Here is a 23,844-nt window from a genome sequence, read left to right on the forward strand (position 1 = left end):
CGTTTAACAACTCTAATTTTAAAATGAAGAATCCTTCTTTTTCATAAGCAGTGAAAACTGTAACGTTTGGTAAGTTTAATAAGGTATCTAGATGAAAATCCATCGTCCTTTTCGGGTAAAATGTAGTGCTAACTACATTTTACCCCATGATGCCGGAAGACCCAACTTATTTATCACTCTTACTCCATTAGCTAGTTAATCATTCTTTTCCTTTTCTGTTACTTTTTCAGCAAGCCCTAGTTAATCATTCTTTTCCTTTTCTGTTACTTTTTCAGCAAGCCCTAAGTAGTAATGAAACCCTGCAACCGCAACAGTATCTTTATTGATCTCAACCATAACTTTACCTCCTGTAAAAAAGTTGACTTTAAACTTTGCAGAAAGAGCACTTAATTTGAACCCAAACTAAGCAGTCCAAGCTCTAGTGAGCATAGAAACATTTTGTGTTCAAGGCCGATCGCAAACAAGAGTCAATTCCCTTGCGATCGAGAAACTGCTCAATTCACATCTGAACCCGCTCAGGACTTGCGGGCTAGATGGTAATGGCTTTGGATCGAGGATGCGGTTTCCGGTGCATCGTTGACAATCACCCCTAGCACAGCCGTAGATGCAAATTTTAACTCCTCCAAGGTTGCCAAGACTGTTGGACGACTGGTTTTGCCTAAGCGCAGCACCAGAGCTAAACTATCGCATTGAGCCGCCACTAACCCGGTATCTGCCAATCTCAACAGAGGCGGCGTATCGAAAATCACCAGATCGAACATCGTGTGGAGTTTTTGGAACAGAGGCTCGACTCTATTAGCGGTGAATAGCTCTACCAGGTCAAGGGAAGGATTTCCGGCTGTCAAAACCATCAGGTTGGCGTAGTCGGGAGACGATTGGAGTAAGTTTTTTATATCCTGGTCGCTTTGCAGCAGGTTACTAAATCCTGGCTGCTTGGGCAAGTCTAGTAGCTCGTGAATTTTGGGATGGCGAAGATCCGCATCAACTAATAATACCCTTTGCCCCATTGCGGCTGCGGTGATTGCCAGATGTAGAGCGATCGTCGATTTACCGTCTCCCTCTTCTGCTGAAGTAATGGTGAGGGAACGGAGTGGAGCGTGGTTCTTGTTGAGTAGGCGTAAATTTTTGGCGAGCGATCGAAAAGCTTCTTTTACTGGAACTGAAACCGCTGGAAACTGGGATTTGTTATGGGGAATCGCTCCCAGCAATGGCAATCTGGTCGCTCGTTTAACATCATCGGTGCTGTACAACAAATCTTGGGTTATCTCCACCAGAAATCCTACACCCACACCCAACAACAACGCCAATACGAAAATTAATGCCAAAAACCGAACCTTACTAACACTGTTGACCTTCATAGGTTGGCCCGATCCATCAGCTTTTAATCTTGGGGGAATGGTTAACTCCCAGGGAATTTCTTGCTGAGCAGCATCAATCTGCAATGCCTCTCGACGGGCTGCAAACTTATTGAGACTATCGGTTGCCAGCAGCAACTCACGCTGCAAATCAGTGTACTGACGGATAATCGTAGATAGCTGCCGAATTTTCTGATTTATCTGAGCCTGCGCTTGGTTAACAGCCTGACTGCGGGCTTGTGCGATGGTAACAGAGTCGGTCGCTGTTCCTATTACTCGGCTTGCCTCCTGTTTCAAAAGGTTTTGCAAATTTTTCCGTTTCTCCATTAAATCCTTCATCACTGGGTGTTCTGGTTGGAGCCGGGAAGATTCTAAAGCAATTTGAGCCTGAACTTGTTGGTACTGATTTAATAAGGTTTGGTAATAGCTGCTGCCTTCCGAAGAAGTGGCTTGACTGCCCAAAACAGTTTGAGGATTGGCATTCTGTAATTGTTGTACCAGAGCATTGCGTTTAGCTTCTGCTTCTGCAAGCCGAGTTTGATTTTCCGCCGCCACCTGATCTAATCGACCAGTAGTGTCGATCAACTGCCTACCCTGTTGTTCGGGGTCTGAAATGTTATAGCGTTGTCTCAGAACTTGAATTTGTTGTTGCAACGAATCAACCCGTTGGCGCAGTGGGGGAAGCTGGCTGTCAATGAATTGAATGCCACGTCGAATTGTGGATTGTCGTTCCTTCAGACTGTAATTCAAATAAGTCTGGGACAATTTATCGAGAATAAATTTTACTTTTTCCGGGTCAGTGTCCTGGTAGCGAACCTCAATTAGTTTCGTGCCTATTTCTTTCTTGTCTGATGACAGGCTTGTGATTCGGGCAATCTTTAAGCTTTTGATTAAGGTTTCATAGTTTATGTCTGGATACTTTTGGTGCACCTGGCTAACCACAGGTTCCAGTAGTTTGGGACTTTGCAGGATACGGATTTGTGATTCGTAATCCAGGCTGGATTGTTCAATATTAATTCTTTGTAAGTCAACATCTGCTCCCTGAGCACGGGTTGAAGAACGTGCTAGTTGTTCTTCAGCAGTAATAGGTTCGACCAGTAGTTGAAACTCACCTTCATATTGAGGGCGAGAGAACCTTGTCAAAAATAAGAATAGTCCCCCAGCTAACAGGGTAGTTCCCACAATAACTTGTGCCATCAATAGCGCCCGACGGCGGGTGACGGCTACCAGCCAACCTAAGTCCCATTTTTCCTCTTCAGCGTCAGTAGAACTAGGATTTTGTAATGGAGGATAGGGCGATTTACCGTTTGTTTCGGTCAGTTTTGGCAAAGAGTCTGGCTGTCTATCCATCGTGGTTTTAAATTAACTCAAGTACTCATAACAAGTGAGATGTATTTTTAATAGATCGAAACCCCAACAGCCTTAAAATATTGGAGACAGAAAGAATATTGCCAGACAGGACTGAAATTAAGTTCTGGTTATGCCCATATTTAGCAATGCTCGATCGCTCAACTACAATAATACCGTGATTCCCCAGATATAGAGTTGTCAAAGGTTTTGAGGATGTCAATTTGCAGGCATTCCCAGGGTTAAATGTTTGGTTAGGATTAACCAGAACATTCTACGGTAGGGTAGTAACCAGTAGAAAAACCAGAACAACCCTCCATTTTCACGGCAGAATGCTTTCCACTCTTGAAATGAATGCAAAGTAACATCCTCTAGAGCCAATCCTTTAGGGCGATCGACCTGATTCCAGTTAGCTTGTGCCAGTTCAGCTTTTACCATCCGATTACTGGGAAGATTGGCAGAGCAAGTTCCTAAGTAACTGGGTGCCATCCATACAGAGCAACCTTTCCGACGGGCTCTGAGTCCATAATCATAGTCTCCTAAGTTGTGGGTGTATTCTGGACTCAAGTTGCCGACCAGGGCAGCAACAGCACGAGGAACCAAGACACAGTTTCCATGTAAAGTATCACAGAGGCGTGGTTGGTTAAGGTCTGAATGGATGTGGTGAAACTTTACAGGATGCCACCAGTAAGTTTGCTTCAACCCACCATAGCTTGGTATATTGGTTTCAGGATCGAGGGTAGAGCCAACTACGATCGCCTTATCCTGTCCTTGACTAGCAAGTTGGGCAGAAATATCCAGCAAGGTTTTTAGGGCATGGGGGTAGATCACCGTATCGTCATTTAACCAGAGGTAATAGTCAGGATCTTCTGCCTGTGCAGCGGCAAAGGCTAATCTCATCCCCCCATTCCAGAATAGGCTGCCAGTTCCTCGAATTAAATGAACATCAGGATATTTCTGCTGTACTGCTTCTGCCGTTCCATCGGTGCTAGCATCATCAACCAGGTAGGGTTTCAATGTGATGCCAGTGGGAAGAGTCTGTTGGTACAAAGCTTGCAAGCATTGCAGAGTTTTTTCGCGCCGATTGTAGCAGGTCAGGAGTACGGCAATGTTTGTTGGCTGCATAGTTAGTTCTTCAATCCTAGTTAAGCAGAGTCTCTAATGCTGTATCTACACTATGCAGAAATTGGCTGTGTCGATTTTGCACCCAAGCTTTGACAGATTCTAGATTGTCAGAGGTGACAGGCTTATCGATCGCTGATTGTAAATATTCAACAAATAGTTCTGGTGTTTCAGCAGCTTGCACGGTTGTCGGTAAAGTCTTGATTCCACGTAGAGCAAAGGGTGTGGCTACAACAGGTTTACCCAGTCCGATCGCTTCGAGAGTTTTGATCTGGACTCCACTACCTCGAATCGAAGAAATCGCTATTGTTTTCGCTTCGGCAAGAAATTTTTCAGCATCTTCCACAAACCCCAAATACTCCACATTGGGATATCTGCCGTTCAACCATTCTGCTCCTCGTCCTGCAACTTTTATGGACAGATGGGGTGGTAGAAGAGGATAAACCCGCTCAAAGAAATAATTTAATCCATCCATATTAGGTTTCCAGATCCAGCTACCAATCATGCCAATATCGTATGTTTTAGGATGGTTTGGATCGATCGGCACAGCAGCGCTACTAGGTAATTCAAATACTCGTACAGCAGCTGTTTTACCAGGCTGCATAAAGTAATTTGCATCATTCGGACTCAAGGCCCAAATTTCCTTACTGGTCACAGCAAGATCGTCCTCAATCTGTTTAACTAATTTTGCCTCTCGCTGATACACCGTCTTTCCTAGAGGATTTGAGGAATCTTTAAGCCGTTCCTGATAAATTTGATGCTCTAAGTTATGAGCTAAAACAGCTATATGACCGTGATTTTTCAGAGCAGATTTCAGCCAGTAAAGCTGGGATGAATGCTCTAGGATAACTACATCATAGCGATGCTTAGATAGCAACGAGCTGACATTTTGAAGATACTGCTTTGAGTAATACTTAGCAGATGTATAAGGTAGTTGCTGAACGAGAGCGATCGCACCCCAAAGTAGAGGATAATAACCTGCTGCTCTGGTTTCAATGTGGCGTTCGCCTACTTCGATCGTACCCTCACCATAAGAATGAGAATCACCCCAGCGTCGATAGCCAACCACAGAAACCGAATGTCCCAAAGTTCTCATAGCATTAATAAAATGCTGAGAAGCAATATCTGCTCCTGTGCCATTTTTACTGGGAATTGCTGTTGTCAAATTTAGAATTTTCATGCAATTTTCAACCATCCTTTTTTCAAGTTCGTATGTGATATTTGCCCTCATGACACATTTCCGGCAAATTGTAGTCGCTAGATACAAAGTTTCCGAAAGTTACACCCAACACTTAAAGAATTAGCTCCATTTTGTTTCCTTAATTAAGGAGATAAATTAAGTAGCACTATAGAGTACCATCAAGAAGTTTTTGGTATAGAGAAGACATTTGTTTTCCTCGTTGTTCCCAGGTGTATAAAGACCGTACCCTTTCATAACCCTTTTCTCCAATTTTCCTCCGTAAATCCCGGTCTCTAGAGAGACTAGTAATTGCGTCAGCAAAATCATTAATCATTTGCTTTTTACTCCTTACATCTATCAACACGCCACAATCTTCAGACAATACTGATGCAGTTCCATTCAGCTTCAAACCAATCACAGGCAACTTATGAGCCATCGCCTCAAGAATTACAGTAGGTGAGCCTTCACGTAAACTGGGAAACACAAAGATATCTCCCTTTTGGTAATAATTTTGCATTTGTCGATACGGTACTTGTCCTAAAAGCTCAATCTTGGATTGCAGTCCCAACTGAGAAACCTTTTGTTGCCAAAAAGGTAGAAGGGGACCGCTACCAGCGACAAATAATTTCCAAGAAATATCAAGGGGCAAAATTTGTAAAGATTCTAGAAGAAGCCCAAAATTTTTTCGAGGCTCAATTAAGCCAGCCCAGAGCAGAGAAATACTGGTTGAACCATGAGAATTTATTTCTAAGTCGCTGGGTTCTTCTAACAATTCTGGCAGGTAAGGAATTCCTGTATCTGACATCAGAAAAGTTGTCTCAAGACCGCGCATAGAGCTAATTTCGTTTAAAGTTTCTAAATTGCCGCATAAAACAAGGTTGGCTTTTTTCACTGCTTCTTTTGATGCTACTGATGTCATCCTTACCCAAACAAAATAAACCATCCTAACCAGTTCTTGAACGATCGCTTTAGGTGGTAAAAATAAATAGCCTACCAGTGGAACTTTTTGGCTACCTGTAACAGGCCCCAGGACAAAAGGTTTGGGCAATTGCCATAAAAAACTCGGTATAGTCCATGAACCGTAAGTAACATGATGAATAATATCAATATCGACTTCATCAAGCAGTTTTTTTGCTTCGACTAAGGCTTGTTTTTGCCATTCAACACAATGGTTATAAAACTCAAGTAATGGGAAAAAAGCTGTTATATCTTTAGACTCTTGAGAAAACGGAATAAAGGTTAAATGAATGTTTTCCCGATATAGAAGTTTCTCAACAGCTGCTCTGACGGGAACTTCCTGATCTAAAAAGCAAGAAATTAATGCGTAAACTTCGTGTTCTTTTGCTATCTCCTTTAGCCAGTTCCAACCAATTCCTTCCTCTGATCCCTTTTCTGGATGGCAGACAAATGCTGAAAGTAATATTTTTCGTTTCTCAGAAGACATTATTGCACCTTTGAAATTTAGGGTTAAAGTTGTTTTGTATTGCTCATAACTAATGCACTGATACTAATTAATTTATAAAAATAGAGTGGCAATCATCACAACAATTCATTCACAAACTGCATCAGCAATTGATTAGAATGTCTTTCTTTTAGATTTAGACATAACTTGAGTAAATGTGTAACTTGGGCATAAACTAAAAGCTAATAATAGCGATAGAACTAACAAGTGGAAGCGCTTCATAGAGAACTCAATAACAGCAGACTTATAGTAAGTTTTTCCCAGTTCTTCACGCTTTTTATTTAATCTTTTTAGCAAAGGATACTGACTCTCAATTGTTAAAAATTCTTCCCAATTTATTTCTTCCTCTCCTCTTCTACGCCTATCCACACATTCTTGGATGAAGCGAATCGTGGTTAAGGAAAGACCCACTTTTCTAACAGAAATAGAGGAGCCATGAATCCGGTATTTTGTGAGAAATTCTGGCTGAACTAGAACTGGATATTTCTCAACAATTCTGTTCCATAGGTCAAGATCTTGAGCTAGCTCAAGATCTTGTCGATAGCCACCAAACTCCTGAACGACAGATTTACGCATAATTACGGCTGGGTGGTGGAAAGAAATTAATTCGTTTTTCTGAAAAGCTTCGTCAACTGCTGCTTTAGTAATGTACTTAGGCTGGTAATTACCAATCAATCGTCCCTTCTGGTCAATGTAGTAAACGTATGAGCTTGCTACTGCAACATCAGGGTGCTCCATCATAAAAGCAACCTGTCTCTCAAGACGTATGGGTAACATTAGGTCGTCTGCATCTATGCGAACTATCAATTCATTCTCTGCCAAGTCGAGTCCCCAATTGAGAGTAGAAACAATGCCTTGATTAGATTGATGAGAAAAAACCTTGATTCTCCTATCTTTCTCAGCATAAGATTTAATGATTTCCAGAGAGTTATCTGTTGAACTATCATTAATAATAATTAATTCAAACTCTTTGTATGTTTGTGACAAAACACTTTCGATCGTTTCTGCTAGATATTGTTTGGCATTATAAACAGGCATCAGAATAGAAAGCATTTTAATTTCTCTTGAAGTTTCGCTACTACTTATGGGGATACTAGGGTACAAATTTCAATCTTATTAATATTTCAATTTACTGCTAATGCTTGATTCATTAAACAATTTCTTCAATTTTTATTTAATTCTTTTCTAGTGAATTTTTCCTAAAACTCTTCTCCAAAGAGGTTGATGCCATTCAAATAAATTAGTTTGAATTTTCCGAGCAACTTTTGTATTTCGGAGCATCGCTATAACCAACAAGTAAACATCCCTATAATATAAGAGATGGATAACAGTCAACAGTGATTGGCAGTAACTTCCAGTGTAACTGGCTACCTGTAATAGGGTTGTAGGGGTAACATAGGCAATCTTCATCATCAATTTCCTCTACCACTATCTGCCAAAATTTTCTTATAGAGCGATAGATAGCAAATAGCCTGTTGCTGTAGTGTAAAATTCTGTACAACTGTTTCTCTAGCTTGTTGAGATAAACTGCGGTAACGTTTTAAGTCCTCCAAAACCCAGCAAATTCCTCGCGTCAAATCGTCTACTTCATAGGGTTTAGCAAGATATCCTGTCTGCTGGTGATTGATCAAATCGGGCATTCCGCCGATGTTGAATGCTACGGTAGGAGTCCCGGATGCTAGTGCTTCCATTACTGTGTTCGGTAGGTTGTCTTGCATTGAGGGAGCGACAAAAACATCCCCGGCAGCATAGATTAAGGAAAGGGTAATATCATCAGTTAAATTGCCCAAGTAATGTGTTTTAAAGCCGAAGTCTGGTGCATTTATTGGTTTTGAGGCACCAAAGATGATTAGTTCCATTTGGTCTTGCCAATCGGTTGTGCTTAGCTTTTGCAGTGCGGGCTGAAGAAAGTGTAAACCTTTGCGGGGATCGCCGTTGGCGTGCATTGCCCCAAAGAGAACCAGAGATTTATTTTGCGGAAGATTTAACCGATCGCGGGCAATTTCTCGATTTAGTGGCTTATAAATTTGGGTGTCTAGTCCATTGGGAATCACTTCAATCCTCATATTTTGAAACAAGGAACTACGTTTGGCACATTCTGCTAACCAATGACTGGGGCTGACTACTGTTATATTTAAGTCTTGCCAAGCTTTGGCTTTCCGTTTCCAGATCCAATGGGATAGGTCTTGTTCATCTATACTCTGCAATTGAGGACAGGCTCCACAGGATTTGGTGTAGCGATCGCAGTTTGCACTATAATGACATCCGCCTGTAAAAGCCCACATATCATGGAATGTCCACACCAGAGGAACTTGCAGTTTCTTTAAGTCTTCAATTTTCAGGAACTCCCAACCTATCCAATGTAGATTAATGATGTCAGGGTTTAAGGTTTTAATCTGCTTTAGCAGCCTTGATGGGGTGATATTAATTGAAAATACATTAGCTGGGGAACTCAGTTTTTGATTCAAAAATTTATTGACCAGAATAAACTGTATTTCCTTAAGTGTAGATGTAATAAATTTGGTTCCGATCGCCAAATCTGAGTTCGAGCGTTTCTGTCCCGTTAGGATCGAAGACTCTTGTCCTAATTGAACTAGTCCCATATTTAGGCGGGTTGCTGCTCGACCAGATCCAGTATTTTCGTGCATCATCAGATGTAAAATTCGCATAACTAAATCCAATCCTGTAAATCATGGTTAAAGCGAAAAAGGTTTTCAGAATTAAGGATTTTTTTGATTTTGTTCGGTGTGTACCATATTGCGCGATCAATCGTTGCTAACAAATAATCTTGAATCTTGGGCTTTTCAACAACTTTATGTAATTCTTCAATATAACTTTGGCGATTTCCTGAAATTTGTCCTTTATGAATGCGAAATCCTCCAAGGTAAGCTTCTACAATTTTGATCTCCAATGATTTGGCAAATTGAAACCACAAGAAGTAATCTCCGGCATACTTAAAGGTGGATAGGGTATCAAAATCTATTGTTTGATTTAATGAGTTTGACCAAAAAGTTGATTCTTGTTGCAAAGCTGGCAATCGAGTAATGTAAAAACCGCAACAGAAAAATCTTTGACGATACTTGTAAGGAAGCTCAACGTAAACAATTTGTGATAAATCGTTATAAACTACGTTGTATCCAGTCAGCCAGTGAAAATTGCGTTTTTCAAAGAAATGCTGAACGATGCTAAATGCGGAATGGTGATAAAAATCTCCGGCATTAATGTAAGCAATTGTATCACCAGAAGCCCGCTTCAATCCTTTTGCCAAGGCATCATACATTCCTCGATCGGGTTCAGAAATAATGTGAATTTGTACGTTTTGAACATTATTAGATAATCTCTCGGCGATCGCAACTGTCCGATCCTGAGAACCTCCATCACAGATAAAGTACTCTAGTTCGACTTCCCGGTTGCACACTGCTGTTTGATTTAGTACGGAAAGCATGGTTTCTTCCAGATATTTTTCTGCATTAAAACAGGGTGTAACGATCGAGAATTTTCTCATAGCTATTTGCCTGCTTGATTAGAATTTGAGGAAGATAAAACTCTTTTCTTCAGGGGAGAAAGTAGCTGTTTCAACTTGCCAATTGGCGTATCCATTGCTCTCAACTTCTTACCATCAAATATTTCATCAAAGGTGTAAGCATCTGCTTCTCGATCACGCACTACAAAAGGTGGATGGTTGATCTCACTAATTTCTACTGTTGCGTATTTAGAACGTGGACTATCATCAACTGTGTGAGCCGCATCTTGACGGTTAAATCCAATATTAGAGATTAAGTTGTAATTTGGTTCGATCGCCAACCCATTTTGGGAAAAACAAGCATAAGTCCATTGATAATCCCAAGTGTCTAAAACCTGTGGCTCGGCGTGCATTTGGTCAAAAATTTTCGTCCAATATTTCACTTCGTATGGGTTATCACAAACTTGATTTAATAGACCACTTTCTTTAAATTCAGGCCAACTTTTCATGTAGTAGTCATAGTGCTTCCAGGCGCGTCGCCAAGATGCCCAGCCCCAACCATGTCCGTATTTAGAAAAAAAGTAACTGTAGCTATTTCTAACCTGCCCCAGAGAGTTATCGCCGCTAATGTGCATAATGCGTTCATCGTCGCGGAAATGCTCTAGCATAACTTGGCAATAGTGAAAGAAAGATTGGGAGGGTAAAGTATCATCTTCTAAAAAAATCGCTTCTTCAACTTGGGAAAATACCCAGTCAAATCCGCTGGCTTCACGTCGTCCGCATCCTAAGTTTACTTCAGAAAAATCGGTCTTAATATCGCAGTCCCAATCAACTTTTTCAATAATTGAACGAGTTTTACGGCACTTTTCTTCTTCTTCTGGGAAGCGGGCACCATCTGCAATCACAAAGAGTTTTTTAGGTTTGACTTTGGCGATCGCAGCGAACACCTGCTCTGTCAGATCGGGACGATTAAAAATCAGAAAACCAATGGGAGTTGAAAATGACATAATTTTGGTTAATTTAATCACAAAAAATAAGTTTACACTGGATTAACTGCAACACAAAGCAGCCTTACCTGTCTACATACTTAAAGAGCTTTTTTCAAAAGCAATTTAACCACCGCACGAGCAGTTTTTAAAGAAGTGTCACATTTAAATGCTTGCTGAACCTGAGTCATAAAAACAGAAAAGTTGTTATCTATTAACGCACAAGTTGCCGCTTCCAAAGCCCAAAAAGCACATAATTGTTTGGCTTGCCGAATCATTTTTGCAGCTTTTTGAGGAGGAAGATAATCAGAAAGATAAGATTCAACTATTTCAGTAGCTAAAATCATATCTTGCGAAAATTTACCCTTGCGTGTTGTGTTTCCAGTTAAAGAACCTGGACGACGAACTCGATATTCTGCTAAAGGCAAAACTTCATACCAAACTGGAAAAGTCGTGGCAATACGTACCCACATTTCCCAATCCTCACCAGCACAAGTGAACCGACTATCGAAACCACCAAGCTTTTCATAAACCTGGCGACGAACTACGATTGACGGGGGAAGTAATCTTTGTCCAGATGAAATTTTTTCTAACCAATTCTCTAAAACTCCACTAGTACGGCGTTCAAGCGTGGTAAAAGTTTCCCAAATTCCATCCGGTTCTATATAAATAGAGCGACAAAAGGCTGCACCGATATCTGGATTTTCTTCAAATGCTGTTTGCAATTTCCGATAAAAGCCATCACGAACGAGATCGTCACCATGCAGCAAGTGAATTAAATGTCCACGAGCTCGTTGTAAACAGGTTTCAAAGTTTTTAATATAGCCAACGTTTTGAGGTTGCTGATAGAAACTGACTCGTCCTTTTCCAACTTCCTTGACAACTGCTTCTGGATCATCTTGAGTGGAATGATCGTCAACTACTTCGATTTGCATAATTTCTAGCCCTAAATCTTGAGCTAGGACACAAGTCAGAGTCTCGCGTAGATAGTCAGCGCAGTTATAAGATGGAATCATTACAGACCAGAGAGGGCGAGGTGCTTCTGTCTCTACAGGTAGGATAATTGAACGGAAGGTACTTAGTTGGGTTGCCATAATTAAGTTGATTTACACTTACTGAGAATCTTGATGTAAGAGTACGGAACGTAGTTCTTGACCGATCGCTTCTAAAGAAAAATACTTTTCGGCTCTGCTACGACCGATTTTTCCTAACTTTTCAGCCCATACTTTGTTATCTAAAACTTTCTTCAAAGCGGCTGCCAAAGCTTCAGGGTTTTCTCGAGGAACCATTAAACCAGATGAGGCTGCACCAGACCCTAAAATCTCTGGTATTCCGGCAACTTCAGTAGCGACAACTGGTAGCTGACAAGCCATTGCTTCAATAGGGGCGACTGGAAAACCCTCTAATCTGGAAGGAAGAGTGTAAACATTGGCAGCACTGAGGTATTTTTGAATCTTTTCCCGAGAGCTGACAAATTCATCCAACCACATTACATTAGTTAAATTCATCGCTTTAATCATTTCGCGTAGTTTATCAGCATCTTGACCAGTTCCCACAATTAATAATCTTAAATCCGCGAAGGTATCGCTTTCGCAAAGTAACTTCCAGGCTTTTAGTAGGATATCAAGTCCTTTATGGTTGATCGAAATTCGTCCATGAAATACTACGACTTTGGCATCTAATGAAATTCCTAGATCTTGTCTGGCAGTTGCGCGATCGCTCGCATTCCATCCCGCTACATCAATTGGGTTAGCAATTTGCTTAAGCTTCGTATTTGGAACTTTATAACAAGTACTTACTCTTTGCAGTTCATCCTGGGAAGCAATAATTAGTCCCGCAGATTGACGTAAAGTAAAAGGTCTAATCAACTTTTCTAATTTACTCATTGGGGAGTTAGCACCTTGGAAAGTAGCAAATACAGGAATCTTAATTTTTTGTCCCAGCCATACACAAACATCAAAGCTAGGATTTTCATAGTCCTGAAATAAGATCGCACTACATCCTTTACTAGCTAATTCACTAGACAAAAGTTTTTGGGGCAGTAAGCAATAGGAGTCAAGGCTTCTAGTAATAGAAATATTTGGTACCATGCCTGATTGCTTGAGCTTGCGGAAAATTTTATGTATAACGGGAGCAGGTAATATGCAAACATCCGCGCCAGAAGGTTCGTGTTTAAAATCAAGTGTTTTAGTAACACGAGCGGAAATAAAGAATATTACTGTTCGTACACCTGCACTCGATAAGGCTTTAATATAATTAAACATATAACTACCTGTGTATTCGGTGCGGAAAAAATCAAAATTTACTCCTATAGTGTCAAAAAAATCTTCAAACAGATTGCCACACAGTAGTAATGCAATTGTAGGTTCTAATCTAGCATTCATGTCCTAAATACCTGATTTGTTGGTAATAAATTATAATTTAGAGCCAATAACTATTTAGCTATTCCCTGTTTTTGCTAGTAGTAAATTCAGTACTTGCTATAGCATATTTTTGCTCTTGTTTTCTTGGTCGCTGTCCCATCGGGGTAAGTTTTATGGCGATTAAAAGGTAGTAGAAAGTAGCATAGTTCGGACCAATTAATCCTAGCTTTTCTGTTTCCGATAAGTTGGTCATTATCAAAAAAATAATAACGATAAGTGGAAATATAGCTTCTGGCCCTTTAAAGAATTGCTGATGCCAAATCGCCGAAATTAAAGTTTTCAAGAATGATAAAATAAAAACAAAAAAACCTACGTATCCGACTTGCAAAGCTATTTCAAGGAATCCGTTGTGGGAGTGAGGAGGTCTATAGTCACCTACTATAACTCCGCTGCCAATTAAGGCAGCAGGATCTTCATTACCTCTCCAAGGTTGCCAAAATCCATTGTAACCAAAACCAATTGGATGTCCAATTATTTCTTGAATCAGCTGTGGCCAAAAATCACCCCTTCCAGTGAGGCTTCGATCTTTACCTAACATTTGTAAAATTGTATCAAGTCCTGCATTAATAATTAAGAAAAGAGAACCAGTTACTATTGTGGCTATAATTACAGCAATTACTGATTGTCGGAAAGTTAACTTGCTAATTAATTTTAGAACTAGGATTAAATATATGAGTGCCAGAGTGGAAATTAGCTGAGTTTTTCCTGCTCCCAGTACTATCAGGATAAATGAACTTATTGAAGCTAACATTTCGATTCCGAAGAATTTACCTTGATAAATTGCGATCGCAAACCAAAGCGCTGAATTTAATGACATTAATGCGCCAAAACTCCTTGCCGCTAGCATCAAACCTCCCCAAGGATCTCCAAAAGGATGAGTAGATGGTAAGAGTAATGTAAACAGTAAGCTAATAGGAGCTATAATCGTCAAGCTGCCACGAACAAAGGCTTCTATTTCCTGCCAACTATACTTTTTAATGATATGAGCAACCAAGGTTGCCATAATAACTAAAGCTAAACTAGAGCGAAAAGTAATGACAGGTGTTTCAGACCATAAACTTGAGGCAACTGACATTCCAATTAGGAGTGTTAACAAGGGATCTTTCAAAACCAGAAGAAAGTCTTTGGGAAAATTCGGAAAAGATACTCGCTTAATCAGAAAAAGAATTGGTACCCAAAGAACTAAGGTTGTTAAAGCACCTACAAAGCTAAGATTTCCAGTACAGAGGCGTTGTACATGAGCCAAAAAGAAGGGCGGATAAGCAATCGGAAACATTCCTATAAAGATTAACATCACTATTGGCTTGTCTAAGCGGCTGGCAAAGCTTTTATGTGATAATATCTCAACAAAAAAGAATAAGTATACTAGCAATACAAGGAATATTAAGCTAATAGAAATTGGATTTATAATTAGCTCTTTCATGAGGTATTAATTTCTACTTATTTATGATAATTTAATTTTTAATTCTCCTTATTCGGCAATGACTTCGGCATAGCTGACCATTTTCACTATTTCTCCTTTTTCCATTAAATAAATGCGATCGCAATTCTTCACAGTTGTTAAACGGTGTGCAATGATGATTAAAGTTTTCGTGCCAGAAAGTGTTTGAATTGCGTCAGTAACTAGCCGCTCTGTTTCGTTATCCAGTGCAGCAGTCGCCTCATCAAGCACCAAAACTTCTCTTTCGTGATACAGCGCCCGTGCAATTCCTACCCGCTGACGTTGCCCGCCGGATAACCTAACTCCTCGTTCGCCAACGTGAGTTTTCCAGCCATCAGGTAATTGTTTGATCAGTTCTTCTAATTGAGCAGAACGAATTGCTCTTTCTAATCTCTCATAGTCGATTAGCTCATCAGGCACACCAAACGCTATATTTCGCTCAAGAGTGTCATCGATCAAAAAAATCGATTGTGGAATATAGCCAATTAAATTTTGCCAAGCCCGCAAGTTGGAATAAATTGATTGTTCATCTACACAAATGTCTCCACTTTCAGGTATTAGCAGCCCCAAGATTAAATCGACCAAAGTTGTCTTTCCTGCTCCTGATTTACCAATCAGTGCAATTGATTGTCCTTTGAGGACCTTTAAGGAAATTTGTTTTAGAGCAGGTTGCTCTACTGCTGGATATTTGTACGTGACGTTTTTTAATTCAATACTATTTTGGAATGGGATGGTTGAACTGGTAGGTGATCCTGACTGAAGAATTTGCGGAGAAACTTGTAGTTTTTCTGGTTTTAAGGTCGCTGCTTCAACTTCCTTCAAGTTTAAGTATAGTGTTTGTAAACTATAGCTACTGTTTTTGATTAATCCAAATGCTGTAATAAAGTGGGAAACTGAGGGTAATAGGCGAATGGAAGCCAATCCAAATACAGTTAATGTTGGGATGATTTGATTTACATTTCCCTGCTGAATTAAAGTTAGAGAAATAAGTCCGACTAGAAATAGCATCAAAGCTGCTTCCAGAACTAGACGAGGCACTTGATTAAAGGTCATGAAAGCGGAAAATGCAGCAGAGCGGCGCTTGACTTGGGTTTCTAATTGAGCTTCAAAATAAGATTCACATCCAATAACCCGAGTTTCTTTGATGCCACCAATACTGTGATTCACAATCCGAATTACTTCTGTACCAGCTTCGGAAGCTTCCTTCCCCCAGAGGAAAAGTCTGTGTCTAAATTGCAGGTAAAAGACAAAGACTAATAAAATGAGTCCGGCGATCGAAACTGTAGCAATGAGGTTAGTCAATGCCAAAAGTGACACAAGTAATAAAATCAATATTCCATTAGTTATCGCTAATAAGACCGGGAGAAATACATTATTACAAAATCTTTGGGTTTCTTCAGTAATGATTTGAATCAGTAGGGCGGTATTATTTTGCAAATGAAATGTATAAGGTACGCTTAAATAAGCACGCAGTAGTCTCTTCTGTAAGTCCGCAAGATGTTTGTAGCTAAAAGTATAGATATAACGAAAATTGTAATAACTCAAGACAAGTTTTAAGCAGAAGACACCGATAATTACTAAACCTATTAAAGCAGTAAATTGATTTGGCGAATCTACCCCAGAACGTTGATAAACCGAATTCAACCAGCGATGACTTTGAACAAGTCCAGAATTGCTTGCTAAAGCCATAAATGGTCCGATTAGTCCAAGCCCAAGAGTATCTAGAAATGAATTTAAAGAAAACAAAACAATTAGGAACAAGAACTGCCGCTTCTTATTACCTAGAAGATAGAAAAAGTAAGTTAGATCTTTCAGCATGAAAGTAAGAGAGACTGAATCTGATTAGTTACAACGCGCTTTTTCTGAATTGATTCCCTACTATCGCAGTTTATTTTTTAAACCGATTCAACCGCTTCGAGGAAAAATAGTCACTATACAAAAGGGTTTCCCATGATAATCCCAGGATCAGGTCACTGTCACTTTATTTATAAAGAAACAGCAATACTATTTTTGTACTACCCGATCGCTAAAATGATCGCTCGCTTCACTCTCAGCCTCAGTTAACGGACGAAATCTTATCTGGATATCTCATCCGAGATTGTCTTTTCGTAAATTCGCTGACAGATGGATTACCGTCAGGATCGATGACACCAGTTACGGTTTGCCATAATTCAGCAGGTGCGATCAAAATCTCATAAGAAGTATCTAGTTTGCGAATATAGTACCATTTTGTTTCCTGGCAATGTTTACACCAAAAAGCTTCCAACCACTCATTGTCCAATTGCACTGCTGTTCGTTCAGCAATCAACTGTAAAGCATTTTTTCGAGAAATTCCACGATGTCGAAGTTCACCAATCTGACTGGCAAAGAGCCGATGTTTTTGGCTCACACTATCAAGATAGCAAGCATGAATAGGGCAGTGGATACTTCGTCGCTTAGAACGTTTCCGATTCCGTTTGTGCCGTTCCCGATTTTGGGAATCCAGACTTAAGGAAGATGAGTCATTTTGCATGGACTATTACCGTTTTGTCAATTTTTCATTTTTAGATACACGATCTCCTTAAATTTGCCTCCTTTGCTACGTTTGATGCAAACATTTAGGATGCTACTTGGAGGAACTGAGATCTAGATGACCATCAAAGCTCTCCCCATCTCATTGATGCACAATTGATTCTATTTCTATGAATGTTAACTTAAGGGAAGCCCTTAATTTATGTTTTTTTATAATATCATAACTTTTTCAAAATTTTACTACTTCCATAAAAATTTAATATCATACCTTTATATAATTTACAAGGATAGAGTCTGTGTATTAAACCATATTTCACACCTTAATGCCTGTACTCCGGAAAATTTTGCCATCGAAATTTTTAATTATGGTTTATCATGTCGCATCTTATAGCAGGATTGATTTCTCTACTTATTTTGCTTATTTTACTATCTGGTTATTATTTTATTTGAGCAGTCTGGTAGAGAATAATAAGCATTTAAAACTTTTGCCGGGAACCCTTGCTGTAAGGAGTTTAGGCTGCAAAATTCCCAAGTTAAATGCGTGTCAGTTTATTTTATACAACTTGATGTTATGTAGAGTGGGGGTTAATACAACCGCAAGATAATCCGGTTTGGCTACCGGAAATTGGTTTAGGAATTGGTAGAGAAAGGGGAACTTATCAAGGAATAACGCGAGAATGGCTTTATTGGTATGATGAACAAGGGCAAAAATTGCTCACACCTGAAGAACGGATTTTGCAAGCGGAACAAAAAGCTGAAAGATTAGCGGATAAATTGCGGGAATTAGGGATCGATCCCAATTCTTTAAATTAACTTTTTGGATTTAAAATTTTAGATCCCAAGCGCAACAACATACCTATTTGCTTAATAATAAAAGTAATGCTGATTGCCATTACTATACATGACAAGACTTATTTACGATCGATTTGCCAAAGATTATCTAAAAGAATTGTTAACCCGTCTTGGTGAGGTGGAAACTAGCCGAGATGTCCCTGGCGAAGTGCGAGAAATAAATGTGTGGTTCACCCCTTACCCATCAGAACGAAGAGGCGATGCCAAAGTGTTAGGATTGTTGGGACAACTCGCCAGTACTCCATCGATCTTTGAACCTTTCCGCAATGAGGTAAACTCGAATGAAATTCGCGGTTGCATGGGTAAACTATTTGATATCCATGACAATTTACAACGTCAGCGGCAGAGGGAAAACAGTCACCTTGAGGAAGCTGATTTACCTTGGTTGTGGATTATTTCTCCTACTGTTTCAACAACCATTTTAAATGGATTTAAAGCGGAACAAAACTCAAATAGCTGGCCTTCTGGAGTTTACTTTTTGGGAGAATACCTCAAGACAGGAATTGTGGCAATTAATCAGTTACCTTGTACGGAGGAAACGTTATGGCTGAGACTTTTAAGTAAAGAAAATGTGCGAAAACAGGCTATTAATGAAATAGCCACTCTTCCAGCTAATCATCCATTACGTTCAATTACTCTTTTATTATTAGCTAATTTACAAGCAACCATTCAAGCAAGTCAAATTATCGATCGCGAAGATCAGGAGTTAGTTATGGAATTGTCACCACTACTTGTGCAATGGCGAGAAGAGGCTTTACAGGAAGGTGAAGAACGAGGTTTACAGCAAGGTTTGCAGCGAGGCGCAAGGATGGAACGCCGCACCATGATAGAAAATTTCTTGCGCGTGCGATTTGGTAATTTGGATGAGGAATTATCGGGAATTATTCAGCCTTTGTTGGAATTACCATCAGAGGAATTTGCTGTTTTATTGTTGCAATTATCTCGCGAGGAATTGTTAGCTAGGTTTGCTGGTTAACTCAAGTTACTAGTTAGAAATATTGTTTGTTAGATCCCCCCACTACCCCCCTTACTCAAGGGGGGAACAGGTTCGTGAATTGGTATAACTTGGAATCATCAATTAGTTGCTGATGTGGGAAAGCGGAAATTTTGGCTTTGATAAAATCGAAATCAATTAATAATTTAGCAGTTATTCGCTTTGGGATTTGGCAGCTAAAGATCTATTAACAAGAACTAGGTTTTGATCCCCCCAAACCCCCTTAATAAGGGGGGCTAAGAAAGAGCCAGACTTATAACTAGCAAATTGAGTTGATAGTTAACTTTTTCTTCCTTTATTCACTTTGCTCCAGTTTCTCTCTCAAAATAGCTTCTACTTCTTTTTCTGGATTGGCAAGGTCAAAAGGGTAAGGTTGACGATTAGCGGGATTACGACGACTCATTAAAACTTCCAAGGCAGCGCGGAAAGCTTCCTCATCATTTCTATGTTCCGAAAGATACTGTTTTAACTCAGTACTCAACATTTGCGGCAAATTCGCTGTCATCGCATTAACATAAAGAAGTGTTAACTACCTTTTCTGGGTATGGACTGGCAAGAACTTTCTGGTAACTGGGTGCTGATTCCCAAACGTCCGATCGCAATTATCCATTTCTTAGGTGGGGCTTTTGTCGCGGCTGCCCCGCAAATCACCTATCGTTTATTATTAGAATATTTGGGAAAACAGGGATATCTAGTAATAGCTACACCCTTTGTTAATACTTTAGACCATAGTGCGATCGCTAAAGATGTGCTGCTAAATTTCGATCGCACTTTAGAACAATTGCGCCGTCGAGGATTACTGCGCCAAGGATATCTTCCCATTTATGGTATCGGGCATAGTATGGGTTGCAAATTACACTTATTAATTGGTAGCTTATTCCCCGTAGACAGGGCTGGTAATATCTTAATTTCCTTCAATAACTATGCTGCCAAAGATGCCATTCCCCTAGTCCAGCAATTCAATTTGAGTAACAGTTTCAACGTCGAATTTACCCCTTCGCCTCTAGAAACTAATAATATTATCCAGAGAGGCTACCAAATCCGGCGTAATTTATTAATTAGATTCGCTGACGATACCATCGACCAAACTCCCGCCTTAACCCAATTGTTAGAAAAACTCTTTGCCGATCTGGTATTTTCCAGAACATTAAAAGGTAATCACTTAACACCTTTAGGACAAGAGATTAATTGGCAAACTGGACAAGTTTTTACTCCATTTGATGCGATCGGACAATGGTTTAAACAAGAAGTTTATCGCGAACTCAATCAGTTAAAAGCTGTAATTTCTCACTGGCTCGATCCATTATCCTCATTATCATAATATTTGACCATTAGTAGGCAATTGCGATCGTCAGTGTTGCGTGTATAACTAAGATGATCTGTGGTTGCTTCTAATAATCGTAAACCCCTTCCGCCACCAGAATCATTTTCATGATTGACAGGCATTAATTTGAGCTTTTCTCTCAAATCGAAGGGGAAACCATAATCCCAAACTCGTATTTCTATACACTTTTCTGTTAGTGTAACTTCAATATCAATAGGCACTTCAACAGATTTATTCTTATGGGCGTGACGCACCGCATTAGTAAAAGCTTCCGCTAAAGCAAGTTGACAGCGCAACCACACTTCTCTCGGAATTACGGAATTATATAACTGATCGAACCACATCAGAACATCAGTTAAAGCTTTTAAATCAGTCTTCAGTTGTAGGCAATTTTTGCTTAAAGTTGACAAGTTCACCAAATCCTTAGCTTCAAAAAAGTTCCCAGGCACTAATTTAATTAACTCTTAGGCAATTTTCAAATTGCATTTGTGATTTATATGTATAATTACATGGAATGCTCTAGTGCAGCGCAGCAGAAATAATCCACCAGTTGAAAAAGGTTAAACAACTTTGTCAAAGCTGTCTTTATCTTCTGCCTTGCAGCCTTGGAGCCTTCTTACACTAGTAATCCTCCTGCTAGTGGTATTATCGTAAATCAGCATCTCCCCAACTTAGACAAAAATTCCGGATAACTTTGGTCGAGGATTCTATATTAAAGCAATAGTATCATTCTTAGTCCATGTTTCAAATTCTCATAGTTGACGACGATCCTGCTGTTCAGCTAATACTGACTAGGTTGCTGAAAAAACAAGGTTACGATGTAGCAGTAGCCAGTGATGGTGAATCTGGTTTATTACAAGCAAAGGAATTACATCCAGCACTAATTATTTGTGATTGGATGATGCCTCGTTTAGATGGAATTGAAGTTTGTCGGCGGGTAAAAGCTGACAAAGAACTTTCTACTACGTTTTTTATTTTACTAACTTCTTTGGGATCGATCGAGGATCGAGTTAGAGGATTAGATGCTGGTGCAGATGATTTCATTTCTAAACCGATAGAAGTTAATGAATTAAAAGCTAGGGTAAGGGCGGGGCTAAGACTACACCAACTTAGTCACGATTTACAAACCCAAAAGCGAATTTTGGAAGCGGAATGGGCGGAAGCTGCCGAATATGTCCGTTCCCTGTTACCAGAACCTTTAACTAAACCAGTCAATATTCAGTCTTGTTTTATACCTTCGCAACGGTTGGGCGGAGATTGTTTTGATTATTTTTGGCTAGATTCGGATTCGTTAGCTATTTATTTGTTGGATACAGCTGGACATGGATTAAGAGCTACGTTACCTTCTATTTCTGTACTAAACATTTTGCGATCGCGCACTATACCTAATCTCAATTATCATCGACCCAGTGAAGTCTTAAGTGCTTTAAACCAAACTTTTCAGTTAGCCTACCAAAACGATAAATATTTTACTATTTGGTATGGTGTTTACAATAAAGTTACTCGGCAATTAATTTATGCTAGTGCAGGTCATCCACCAGCAGTTCTCCTCTCAGGAAATTCCCCTAAGAATAAACAAGTACAAACTTTAAGAACACCGGGTATGCCGATTGGAATGTTCCCTGATGTAATGTTTACTGATAAGTCATGTAAAATCGAATCTCCTAGCACTCTTTACATTTTTAGTGATGGAATTTATGAAATTCATCAAGCAGATGGGAATCTCTGGTCTTTAGAGGAATTTATTAACTTACTAGGCAATACGAAAAATTCTGGTCAGCCTAATTTAGAGTTAATCTTACAATCAGTGCGTTCGATTAACCCAAAACCAATTTTTGATGATGACTTATCTATGTTAGAAATTCATTTTTAATTAATTAATCCCTAGCGGATTAATCAGAATTTGCTAAAACTATTGCATCTAATTGATTTATAAACTCATCGCGGTTCGGGAAAATTTTAAAAACTTTATCCATGCTGGTGAGTTCAAATAACATCTTCACTTGGTCGTTAATCGCGCAAATAAATATCTTGGCTCCCGAAGCACGCACAGTTTTTAATGCTAATACTAAAGCTCCTAATCCCGAACTATCCATAAAGGTAACTTCTTGAAAATCGACCAATATGATTTTAGCTCCCTTATTTATTAAGTTAGTAATTTGTTCCCGAAATTTTGTACCTGTAGGATTGTCTAAAATTCCACTAGGTTGAACAGTTTCAAATTCAGGATGAGAATTCTTCATATTCCCTTGAAAATATGTAGGTCTAAATGTTTATAAACGTTAACACAGCTAAAAATTTTGCTCATGTTTAGCCGCTATTTTGTAGTAGTTCAACACTAAGGTTGAATCCACCAGCATTTGACTTTACCACAAAGAGTGCTTATTTAACTTCTACTTTACAGAAAAAATTGGTTTCACTTTAGCGCGGTAAAGAAGTTTGTCACCTTGACGGTAGCCAACATGACTGACTTTGACAAGATCGCCTGGTTGTGCTACTCCTTCCCTAAGTTGGTGCTGTTGGGGATCGAATGGTAGTTCTGCACCTACAGAAGCGATCGCTTCCACTCCCCATTCTCGCAAAAGTTGTTCCACAGGGCGTAACAGAGGCAACAATTTCACTGATGAAACTTTTTCCGGGTTTTGTTGCGCCGCATAAGCTGCTGTCGGCCATTGTATCAGCCAAGATTCCAGAGTTTGCAAACTTTTTTGTTGAAATTCCTGCTCTAAAGTGAGTTTCTGTTCTGCAAGTTGCTTTTGTAATCTTTGGTATTCCTGTTCTAGTGCTGTTGATTTGTCTGATGACTCAGGAAACTGGAACGATGAAGCAGAAAAAGCGGCTAAAAACTCCTTTAGCGGCATTTGCAAAGTAGAACTCAGCTTGAGAATAGTCTCTACTTGCATTTGCATCACTTCACCGCGCCGCAGTCGCTTGATTTGCCGTTCTGATACACCAGCTTTCTGACTCAGTGCTTTAAAACTGGAAACACCAATCAGCTGCATTAGTTGTTGCAGCCGATCGGTGTAGTCTAGAAGCGGAGACTGATTCATTCTTGGGAAAGTTTTGAGTTTTGAGTTTTGAGTTAGGGAGAGTTTGGGAAGTTTTGAGTTTGTAGGGGCGGGTTTAGCAGAAAATTTTGTGAACATAGCAGAAGAGTTAACAACAAAACCCGCTCTGGAGAGAGTTTTGAGTTTGTAGGGGCGGGTTTAGCAGAAAATTTTGTGAACATAGCAGAAGAGTTAACAACAAAACCCGCCCTGGAGAGAGTTTTGAGTTTGTAGGGGCGGGTTTAGCAGAAAATTTTGTGAACATAGCAGAAGAGTTAACAACAAAACCCGCCCTGGAGAGAGTTTTGAGTTTGTAGGGGCGGGTTTAGCAGAAAAT

The 23,844-nt window shown here is 39.7% G+C and carries 20 protein-coding genes; 3 read left to right on the forward strand and 17 right to left on the reverse strand.

Annotation, left to right across the window (positions count from 1 at the left end; all coding sequences use genetic code 11):
• Positions 1–515 precede the first annotated feature (515 nt).
• From IQ264_RS23090 to IQ264_RS23150, 13 genes are all read right to left on the reverse strand, one after another.
• The gene (locus IQ264_RS23090; protein ID WP_193983288.1) at positions 516–2,705 is read right to left on the reverse strand and encodes a GumC family protein; all 2,190 of its coding nucleotides are present in this window, start codon (positions 2,703–2,705) and stop codon (positions 516–518) included.
• A 216-nt stretch (positions 2,706–2,921) separates the two neighbouring features.
• Positions 2,922–3,827, reverse strand: coding sequence for a glycosyltransferase family 2 protein (locus tag IQ264_RS23095; protein ID WP_193983290.1), 906 nt, complete (start codon positions 3,825–3,827; stop codon positions 2,922–2,924).
• Between the two features lie 16 nt (positions 3,828–3,843).
• Complete coding sequence (locus tag IQ264_RS23100; protein ID WP_193983292.1) at positions 3,844–5,004, reverse strand: glycosyltransferase; 1,161 nt, start codon at positions 5,002–5,004, stop codon at positions 3,844–3,846.
• Between the two features lie 166 nt (positions 5,005–5,170).
• Positions 5,171–6,448 (reverse strand): glycosyltransferase family 4 protein, encoded by a 1,278-nt coding sequence (locus IQ264_RS23105; RefSeq protein WP_193983294.1) that lies wholly within the window; start codon positions 6,446–6,448, stop codon positions 5,171–5,173.
• A 132-nt stretch (positions 6,449–6,580) separates the two neighbouring features.
• Complete coding sequence (locus IQ264_RS23110; RefSeq protein WP_193983297.1) at positions 6,581–7,519, reverse strand: glycosyltransferase family 2 protein; 939 nt, start codon at positions 7,517–7,519, stop codon at positions 6,581–6,583.
• Positions 7,520–7,878: 359 nt separating this feature from the next.
• Positions 7,879–9,135, reverse strand: coding sequence for a glycosyltransferase family 4 protein (locus IQ264_RS23115; RefSeq protein WP_193983299.1), 1,257 nt, complete (start codon positions 9,133–9,135; stop codon positions 7,879–7,881).
• Between the two features lie 2 nt (positions 9,136–9,137).
• Positions 9,138–9,971 carry a glycosyltransferase gene (locus IQ264_RS23120; protein WP_193983301.1) on the reverse strand — a complete coding sequence of 278 codons (834 nt, stop codon included), beginning with the start codon at positions 9,969–9,971 and terminating at the stop codon, positions 9,138–9,140.
• Between the two features lie 2 nt (positions 9,972–9,973).
• The gene (locus IQ264_RS23125) at positions 9,974–10,936 is read right to left on the reverse strand and encodes a glycosyltransferase family 2 protein (RefSeq protein ID WP_193983304.1); all 963 of its coding nucleotides are present in this window, start codon (positions 10,934–10,936) and stop codon (positions 9,974–9,976) included.
• An 80-nt stretch (positions 10,937–11,016) separates the two neighbouring features.
• A complete protein-coding gene (locus IQ264_RS23130; protein WP_193983306.1) occupies positions 11,017–12,009 on the reverse strand; it encodes a glycosyltransferase family 2 protein in 993 nt (330 codons plus the stop codon).
• Positions 12,010–12,027: 18 nt separating this feature from the next.
• Complete coding sequence (locus IQ264_RS23135; protein ID WP_193983309.1) at positions 12,028–13,299, reverse strand: glycosyltransferase family 4 protein; 1,272 nt, start codon at positions 13,297–13,299, stop codon at positions 12,028–12,030.
• Positions 13,300–13,357: 58 nt separating this feature from the next.
• Positions 13,358–14,761, reverse strand: coding sequence for an O-antigen ligase family protein (locus IQ264_RS23140; RefSeq protein WP_193983310.1), 1,404 nt, complete (start codon positions 14,759–14,761; stop codon positions 13,358–13,360).
• A 48-nt stretch (positions 14,762–14,809) separates the two neighbouring features.
• Positions 14,810–16,468, reverse strand: coding sequence for an ABC transporter ATP-binding protein (locus IQ264_RS23145; protein ID WP_265583108.1), 1,659 nt, complete (start codon positions 16,466–16,468; stop codon positions 14,810–14,812).
• A 367-nt stretch (positions 16,469–16,835) separates the two neighbouring features.
• Positions 16,836–17,291, reverse strand: a complete 456-nt coding sequence (locus IQ264_RS23150) for a hypothetical protein (protein ID WP_193983312.1) — start codon at positions 17,289–17,291, stop codon at positions 16,836–16,838.
• 900 nt (positions 17,292–18,191) lie between these two features.
• Here IQ264_RS23150 and IQ264_RS23160 point away from each other — a divergent pair.
• The gene (locus IQ264_RS23160) at positions 18,192–19,118 is read left to right on the forward strand and encodes a hypothetical protein (protein WP_193983313.1); all 927 of its coding nucleotides are present in this window, start codon (positions 18,192–18,194) and stop codon (positions 19,116–19,118) included.
• 313 nt (positions 19,119–19,431) lie between these two features.
• On the opposite strand, the gene IQ264_RS23165 is transcribed toward IQ264_RS23160, so the two are convergent.
• A complete protein-coding gene (locus tag IQ264_RS23165) occupies positions 19,432–19,641 on the reverse strand; it encodes a DUF6887 family protein (RefSeq protein WP_193983314.1) in 210 nt (69 codons plus the stop codon).
• A gap of 39 nt (positions 19,642–19,680) precedes the next feature.
• Here IQ264_RS23165 and IQ264_RS23170 point away from each other — a divergent pair, with 39 nt between their 5' ends.
• Entirely contained in the window at positions 19,681–20,457 is a 777-nt protein-coding gene (locus tag IQ264_RS23170; protein WP_193983315.1) for a DUF1350 family protein, read from the forward strand.
• Here the strand turns inward: IQ264_RS23170 and IQ264_RS23175 are convergent.
• Complete coding sequence (locus tag IQ264_RS23175; protein ID WP_322744791.1) at positions 20,424–20,909, reverse strand: anti-sigma regulatory factor; 486 nt, start codon at positions 20,907–20,909, stop codon at positions 20,424–20,426. The two genes, IQ264_RS23170 and IQ264_RS23175, sit on opposite strands and share 34 nt — an antisense overlap.
• 290 nt (positions 20,910–21,199) lie before the next feature.
• Here IQ264_RS23175 and IQ264_RS23180 point away from each other — a divergent pair, with 290 nt between their 5' ends.
• A complete protein-coding gene (locus IQ264_RS23180) occupies positions 21,200–22,333 on the forward strand; it encodes a PP2C family protein-serine/threonine phosphatase (protein ID WP_193983316.1) in 1,134 nt (377 codons plus the stop codon).
• 19 nt (positions 22,334–22,352) lie between these two features.
• Here the strand turns inward: IQ264_RS23180 and IQ264_RS23185 are convergent, their stop codons facing one another.
• Together IQ264_RS23185 and IQ264_RS23190 are read right to left on the reverse strand one after the other, a co-directional pair.
• On the reverse strand, positions 22,353–22,703 hold the full coding sequence (locus IQ264_RS23185; protein ID WP_193983318.1) for an STAS domain-containing protein: 351 nt from the start codon (positions 22,701–22,703) through the stop codon (positions 22,353–22,355).
• A 150-nt stretch (positions 22,704–22,853) separates the two neighbouring features.
• The gene (locus tag IQ264_RS23190) at positions 22,854–23,510 is read right to left on the reverse strand and encodes a helix-turn-helix domain-containing protein (RefSeq protein WP_193983319.1); all 657 of its coding nucleotides are present in this window, start codon (positions 23,508–23,510) and stop codon (positions 22,854–22,856) included.
• Positions 23,511–23,844 lie beyond the last annotated feature (334 nt).

It is taken from the genome of [Phormidium] sp. LEGE 05292 (genome assembly GCF_015207735.1).
Lineage (GTDB): Bacteria > Cyanobacteriota > Cyanobacteriia > Cyanobacteriales > Aerosakkonemataceae > Floridanema.

Bases quoted from the DNA above. Each gene is read 5' to 3' on its own strand.
- IQ264_RS23165 (WP_193983314.1), bottom strand. From the start codon at position 19,641: ATGACAGCGAATTTGCCGCAAATGTTGAGTACTGAGTTAAAACAGTAT.
- IQ264_RS23135 (WP_193983309.1), bottom strand. From the start codon at position 13,299: ATGAATGCTAGATTAGAACCTACAATTGCATTACTACTGTGTGGCAAT.
- IQ264_RS23125 (WP_193983304.1), bottom strand. From the start codon at position 10,936: ATGTCATTTTCAACTCCCATTGGTTTTCTGATTTTTAATCGTCCCGAT.
- IQ264_RS23105 (WP_193983294.1), bottom strand. From the start codon at position 6,448: ATGTCTTCTGAGAAACGAAAAATATTACTTTCAGCATTTGTCTGCCAT.
- IQ264_RS23150 (WP_193983312.1), bottom strand. From the start codon at position 17,291: ATGCAAAATGACTCATCTTCCTTAAGTCTGGATTCCCAAAATCGGGAA.
- IQ264_RS23140 (WP_193983310.1), bottom strand. From the start codon at position 14,761: ATGAAAGAGCTAATTATAAATCCAATTTCTATTAGCTTAATATTCCTT.
- IQ264_RS23110 (WP_193983297.1), bottom strand. From the start codon at position 7,519: ATGCTTTCTATTCTGATGCCTGTTTATAATGCCAAACAATATCTAGCA.
- IQ264_RS23095 (WP_193983290.1), bottom strand. From the start codon at position 3,827: ATGCAGCCAACAAACATTGCCGTACTCCTGACCTGCTACAATCGGCGC.
- IQ264_RS23160 (WP_193983313.1), top strand. From the start codon at position 18,192: ATGACAAGACTTATTTACGATCGATTTGCCAAAGATTATCTAAAAGAA.
- IQ264_RS23145 (WP_265583108.1), bottom strand. From the start codon at position 16,468: ATGGCTTTAGCAAGCAATTCTGGACTTGTTCAAAGTCATCGCTGGTTG.
- IQ264_RS23185 (WP_193983318.1), bottom strand. From the start codon at position 22,703: ATGAAGAATTCTCATCCTGAATTTGAAACTGTTCAACCTAGTGGAATT.
- IQ264_RS23115 (WP_193983299.1), bottom strand. From the start codon at position 9,135: ATGCGAATTTTACATCTGATGATGCACGAAAATACTGGATCTGGTCGA.
- IQ264_RS23100 (WP_193983292.1), bottom strand. From the start codon at position 5,004: ATGAAAATTCTAAATTTGACAACAGCAATTCCCAGTAAAAATGGCACA.
- IQ264_RS23180 (WP_193983316.1), top strand. From the start codon at position 21,200: ATGTTTCAAATTCTCATAGTTGACGACGATCCTGCTGTTCAGCTAATA.
- IQ264_RS23130 (WP_193983306.1), bottom strand. From the start codon at position 12,009: ATGGCAACCCAACTAAGTACCTTCCGTTCAATTATCCTACCTGTAGAG.
- IQ264_RS23190 (WP_193983319.1), bottom strand. From the start codon at position 23,510: ATGAATCAGTCTCCGCTTCTAGACTACACCGATCGGCTGCAACAACTA.
- IQ264_RS23090 (WP_193983288.1), bottom strand. From the start codon at position 2,705: ATGGATAGACAGCCAGACTCTTTGCCAAAACTGACCGAAACAAACGGT.
- IQ264_RS23120 (WP_193983301.1), bottom strand. From the start codon at position 9,971: ATGAGAAAATTCTCGATCGTTACACCCTGTTTTAATGCAGAAAAATAT.
- IQ264_RS23170 (WP_193983315.1), top strand. From the start codon at position 19,681: ATGGACTGGCAAGAACTTTCTGGTAACTGGGTGCTGATTCCCAAACGT.